General features: G+C 37.8%; 5 protein-coding genes and 2 pseudogenes. 4 read left to right on the top strand and 3 right to left on the bottom strand.

Annotated features, from left to right (window positions below; genetic code table 11):
• The 4 genes and pseudogenes from I8752_RS21260 to I8752_RS21245 form a co-directional block, all read left to right on the top strand.
• Window positions 1-285: transposase (locus I8752_RS21260; protein ID WP_214434275.1), on the top strand; the 285-nt coding region annotated here is incomplete at its 5' end.
• A 137-nt stretch (window positions 286-422) separates the two neighbouring features.
• Window positions 423-965 (top strand): transposase, encoded by a 543-nt coding sequence (locus tag I8752_RS21255; RefSeq protein ID WP_214434274.1) that lies wholly within the window; start codon window positions 423-425, stop codon window positions 963-965.
• A 60-nt stretch (window positions 966-1,025) separates the two neighbouring features.
• The gene (locus I8752_RS21250) at window positions 1,026-1,574 is read left to right on the top strand and encodes a hypothetical protein (RefSeq protein WP_214434273.1); all 549 of its coding nucleotides are present in this window, start codon (window positions 1,026-1,028) and stop codon (window positions 1,572-1,574) included.
• Between the two features lie 16 nt (window positions 1,575-1,590).
• Window positions 1,591-1,770 (top strand): annotated as a pseudogene (locus I8752_RS21245) (Uma2 family endonuclease); the annotation flags it as partial.
• Window positions 1,771-1,870: 100 nt separating this feature from the next.
• Here I8752_RS21245 and I8752_RS21240 read toward each other — a convergent pair.
• From I8752_RS21240 to I8752_RS21230, 3 genes and pseudogenes are all read right to left on the bottom strand, one after another.
• The gene (locus I8752_RS21240; RefSeq protein WP_214434272.1) at window positions 1,871-3,313 is read right to left on the bottom strand and encodes a DNA methyltransferase family protein; all 1,443 of its coding nucleotides are present in this window, start codon (window positions 3,311-3,313) and stop codon (window positions 1,871-1,873) included.
• Window positions 3,310-3,606 (bottom strand): annotated as a pseudogene (locus I8752_RS21235) (restriction endonuclease); the annotation flags it as partial. The gene I8752_RS21240 and the pseudogene I8752_RS21235, both read right to left, overlap by 4 nt.
• Before the next feature lie 6 nt (window positions 3,607-3,612).
• Window positions 3,613-4,273, bottom strand: a 661-nt coding sequence (locus I8752_RS21230) for a transposase (RefSeq protein ID WP_214434271.1), incomplete at its 5' end; no start/stop codon positions are given.

Here is a 4,273-nt window from a genome sequence, read left to right as displayed (position 1 = left end):
ACTCATGTGTCTGGCCTGAATCTTATCTGGGTTGATGCTGGTTTTGATGGCAACCCCTTTATGCAATGGGTCATGGATTTTTGCCGTTGGATTGTCCAGGTGGTTCTGCGCCCTAAAGAGTGCAAGAAATTTGTCTTGCTGCCCAAACGTTGGGTAGTAGAGCGAACCTTTGGATGGCTGACTTGGTGTCGCCGATTAAACAAAGACTATGAGCTACTCCCTGAAACGGCAGAGACATTTGTCTACCTTGCCATGATCCGGATTATGGTAAAACGATTGGCATAATATTTGACCACTCATAACTTTTCAAACATCCTCTCAGCTCGACTTTATGCATTTTTGAGAATATGAGGGGGCAAAAGGAAGAAACATGAACATGGGAAAATAGGAAGTAGCATCAATGACAATATGCATCTATAACCATGAGCCTGAATTTACCCGCAGGAATAGCCAGTATCATACAACTGTTCTCAAGGCTTTTCTCAACCAGAGTCTGGAAGCAGGCCGAAGTACTAATGATCGGGGCAATTCTAACAACGCGAAAGCGTACAGTATCCTCAATACTGGAAGTCATGGGAATAGCGCATGAGAAAAATTTTCAAAATTATCATCGTGTTTTAAGTCGTGCTGTGTGGTCAAACTTAGAAGCTAGTCGCATTTTGTTAATGATTCTGCTCAGCATTTTTGTACCATCAGGGCCAATCATTATGGGAATTGACGACACCATTGAAAGGAGAAAAGGCAAGAAAATCAAAGCCAAAGGTATCTATCGTGACCCGGTACGTTCAAGCCACAGCCAGTTTGTTAAAGTCAGTGGTCTACGATGGTTAGCAGTCATGTTACTCGTAGAAATACCTTGGGCGCAAAGAGTTTGGGCTTTGCCTTTTTTCACAGTTCTAGCACCATCTGAACGTTACAACCAGCAACTCAAACACCGCCATAAAACCCTGACTGATTGGTTTTAAGGCAAAAGATTACCAAATCTAGAACACATACCAGTTGATCCCAACACTCATTGGCAAACTGTGATAGTTAACAACTGGTATGGTCAAGGCAAACGCGAGGTAGAAATTTGTAGTGACACTGCTGTTTGGTATCACACAGCAAAGCCTGTAGTCCCAATTCGTTGGGTATTGATTCGTGACCCAAAAGGTAAGTTTGAAACACAAGCAATACTCAGCACTGGTCTGACTTATTCTCCCATACAGATTTTGGAGTGGTTTGTACGTCGATGGCAAGTGGAAGTTATTTTTGAGGAAGTCAGGGCACACTTAGGAGTTGAAACTCAACGCCAATGGGCGGACATTGCTATCGCTCGTACAACACCATTATTATTTGGGCTTTTTTCCTTAGTTACTGTCTTGGCACACCATTTACAAAATGATTTTCAGTGGCAAGTCCGGCAGACAAGTTGGTACTCCAAACATTTACCTTCTTTCTCAGATGCACTTGCTTTAGTCCGGCGATTTTTCTGGGCTAGTACTTTTTCAATGTCCCATGAATCCTTTGAAATGGTAAAAGTACCTCGCCCTTTATTTGAACGTTTGCGGGACATTGCTGTTTATGCCGCGTAATTGGATAAAGTCGAGCTTAGTACAAGTAGCTCAACCAAGTGTAGAAGTCTTTCGGCGCAACGACCAGGGAAAATGGGTACTGTCAGAGTATAATTTGGATGAAAGATTGCGGCTGGAATCAGTGGATGTAGAAATAGCGATCGCAGATTTGTACCGCCAAGTACAGTTTGAAACCGAAGCTACGAAAATTGAATAGGCGATCGCATATCAAAAAATCCTCAAAAAAGCAGTGTTTTTCATGGAGTCGGGGCGATCGCTCCTGAAGGTAATTAAATCATCTTTTCGTAACTATAAAATCAAACTGATGCTTCTGCTAAAGCTATCAAGTTTAAGTTATTTAGGATACTAGACTTGATTGGGCGCTTTTCGTCCCAAAAAATTAGAGACGAATAGAAGTCTTTTGCTAGTGAAGAAGACAAAAGTTTAAAAGTTTGATATGCAATGCTTGCATCATCAAAGCTAAGAAAGTAAACAGTATCATCGAAAATTACAGGCTTTTCGTTTATCTTTCCTATCAATCTAAATTCTAATTTTTTGTAAAGTCCGCAAATTGCTATTTTCCAAGGCGCAAAAGTATATGAACCAACACCAAAAATAGAAAAACGAGGATTGTCTTGATAAATTTTGCTTTTTCTTTTATCTAGATATTGTGCATGTGTCTCCAGATAATTCCATGTTTTAGGAGCAGAATCTTTTATATACTCGACAGCTTCTCCTACAAATCTCTGAGTTACTAAAACATATCTATTAGTATTATTTGTTTTATTCTGAGCAACATAGGAACCTTTAAGCAAAGGGAATAGATATGTTTCTTCGATATCAACTGTTTCTCCTAGTCCATTGATGAGAGTATTATTAATTTTGCTAAACTCCATCACACTCGCGCAATCATGTTTAATCCCAGAACGCCACTTAATTTTTGATTGCTTCTCATATAGCTTTTGTACTTTTTCAAATGTATTTATATCTCTAACAAGCACATTATTCCAATAACTTATTCGATAGTAATCAGAAGTTTCAAGATTGCTGAACACATCACAGAAATAGTTTTGTGAATTAGAGTCAAACTTACACAACAGTAAACAAGCTTCAACAGTAGCATTAAAATATTTTTTGGCATCTATTTTATAATTTGCACAGTAAGCAAGATTTAATTTTTGATAACGGATATAACTTAATATTTTTCTGGCAACAGAACTCTTGCATAGAATTGCTAGATAACCTTCACGCTTCTGCAACCATTGCACAACTTGAATTAACATCCATTCTGATATATCAAAATTACTCTTACCTGTAATTGCATCTAAACCAGAATACTTATTAAAATTACTCTTATTTGGTAAGTTATTACCATCAATACTCCCCTGCTGTGAGTTTGTTACCCAAGGCAAATTACCAATTACTAATATTTTATCATTGGAGCTACCTATGATTGATGACCAATTAAACTGAAAAAAATCTCCATATTTAATTTCAATCCTTTTATCATTTAACAATTTATTATTGGCTTTAGTTTTTTCTACATATTTATAATTTACTTCAACTCCAAAAATCTTATTTGCTGATTTAAACGATTCTGAAGCAACTTCAATAAAATTACCTATACCACAAGTTGGCTCCACTATAATATCTGGAATTACCTCAAGTTCAACAAGCTTTTGACATACTTTATTAGCTAATTCTAACGGTGTTTGGAAATCTCCATATTCTATCTTTGTTTTCTGTGCAATATGAGTCATGGGTTGATTTTATAAACAGGAACTATACCATCTTCTTGACCAGCGCGTTCTATTACTCTCCCATACTGTAGTCGCCATTGCAAAGCATTGGAAATAGTCAGAAAACCTTGTACAGGTGTATTAAGCAGAATTTCATCCGCGATGTTGCTTGCCTCGATTTCATCAACTGGTAGATTACGCTCAAGCATGAAGGCAATTAAATCATCTTTATTACCTTCGTTTGCTATGATATTGCGAATTCCACGAGTCATCTGGAAATCTGCGGTTCTTTCGGCACTTACATACAGCGTATTGCAGGTTTATGAGGTACAGTAACAACAGTTTGTAAACCAGTTTTTTAAATGCTCTGGATTAATCAAATTAAGTGCAGTTGCGATGAGAACATCAACCATTTTTGAAGAGGTTGGAGAAAAGGAGCGTAAAAAAGCTTTTAATTGTGACCACCAATGTTCGATGGGATTAAAGTCAGGAGAATAAGGTGACTGATAAAGAACATTTGCACCCTTTGATTGAATTAAAGACTCGATTCCTTCCACTTTATGTGCAGGGACATTATCCATAACAACTACAGCACCCGTCCAGAGTTGGGGAAGTAAACACTTTTCAATAAAGACTTTAAATGCATTTCCATCCATTGAACTATTCAACGTCATCACAGCCAAAACTTGTTTCATGCTTACTGCCTCGATTACTGTTACCTTCGCTCCCCGATAAAATGGTTTAAAATCATACACCCTGTTTCCCTGAGGACTTCGAGCATGGGTTCTTGTTAAACCCAATAAAACACCCATTTCATCAATGAAAACTAAGTTTTCTGGGTCTATTTGTTGGACTTTTTGCCAATACTCAGTTCTCAAATTTTGGATTCTTTCTGTTTTCCCTTGGCTGCTGCGTAACGTCTTTTTTTTACTGTTAGTTTTTGTTTTTGCAATGCACGACACATCGTACTCGTGCTTACCC

The sequence above is a fragment of the Dendronalium phyllosphericum CENA369 genome, assembly GCF_016056275.1.
Lineage (GTDB): Bacteria > Cyanobacteriota > Cyanobacteriia > Cyanobacteriales > Nostocaceae > Dendronalium > Dendronalium phyllosphericum.
Note: the sequence above shows the minus strand (reverse complement) of the source record. Positions and strands in the feature narration are given on the sequence as shown.

Coding starts and splice junctions, on each gene's coding strand:
- I8752_RS21240 (WP_214434272.1), bottom strand. CDS start 3,313: ATGACTCATATTGCACAGAAAACAAAGATAGAATATGGAGATTTCCAA.
- I8752_RS21255 (WP_214434274.1), top strand. CDS start 423: ATGAGCCTGAATTTACCCGCAGGAATAGCCAGTATCATACAACTGTTC.